Here is a 1,218-nt window from a genome sequence, read left to right on the forward strand (position 1 = left end):
CAAGTCTGCGACCTGTACGGAGAGTGCGGTTGCGGACTGAGGACTAAGTGTATCGTCAAGAACAACGATCTCGGTATCCATATCGCCCAGCAAAAACGGGAAGTCGTTTTTGCCGAACCTCAGATACACAAAAAGCATAGCGCAAACAAGCGTCAGTATCGGAGCAGCGACAAATCCCGCCCACAGACCGTTTATGCCGAAAACGGCAGATCCGAGTATCGGCAGGAGAATATATAACAAACCGTTCTGAAAGCACGCTATGCAGGTCGCCATACCTATGCGGTCGATCAGCATATAGTAAGAAGTGGTGAGCGACACCATACTGCAGAACACAAATCCGAGACAGACTATCCGAATGGCTGTTATCGACGAAGTGAGCGACGCTCCCTCGGTAACTCCGAACAGTGCGCAGAACTGCTTTGCAAAGATCATGATCAGCGAGGTCGCCACAGCGCCTTCTATGATCGCAGCTTTGATTCCTGCCCTCGTAACTCTTTTTATGAGCCTGTGATTCTTTTCTCCGTAATAAGTGCCAACAAGCGGCTGCATCGCCATTCCTACGCCGTCAAGAACGACACCAAACTCTATCAGGCTGACGACCACGGCAAGCGCAATCAAGCCTGAATTGCCGTAGCTGCGTGAAATGAAACCTATCATTACATAGTCCATCAAGCCCCAGCAGATATATACCGAGGAATCCACGATGCTGTACCTCGATGTAAGCAGAAAATCCTTAAAGGACAGGTGCCACACAAAATGCAGTGTGTTGTTCTTGCGGAAAAAGTGCCACAGGCAGGTGAGGATACCGAGACCGTTGCCTATTACCGAGCCTAAGATGATACCCGTCATTCCGAAGAATTTTGTCAGAATGATCGAGCAGATGATGTTTCCGCCTATCTGGAAGCCGTAACAGATGTTGTTGCAAAGCTCGTCTCCGTCACTGTAGACCATCTGCTCAAGATAGAATATCACAATGGTCAGAAAAGCGTTGATAGGTACGAGTCGGTAATACTTGGTCGCCTGTTCCAGAGTTTCTCCCGTGATGCCGCTCACGCTGAAATAGGCGTTTTGGAACACAAGAATCAAAAGCGCGGAGATCAGTCCGAGACCAATGCTGATTATGAGCCCCTGCCCGAATATCTCGTCGGCACGGCGTTTTCTCATAGCTCCGACCTCTCGTGTGAAAACAATGCCTACGCCTGTTGAGGCGAGATCCCC

Annotated in this window: 1 protein-coding gene; it reads right to left on the reverse strand. The window is 49.8% G+C overall.

Annotated features, from left to right (window positions below):
- On the reverse strand, nt 1-1,218 hold a 1,218-nt coding region (locus T494_RS0111535), incomplete at both ends, for an MATE family efflux transporter (protein ID WP_028506418.1).

Origin of the sequence: Ruminococcus sp. FC2018 (assembly GCF_000621805.1) — a bacterium.
Lineage (GTDB): Bacteria > Bacillota > Clostridia > Oscillospirales > Ruminococcaceae > Hominimerdicola.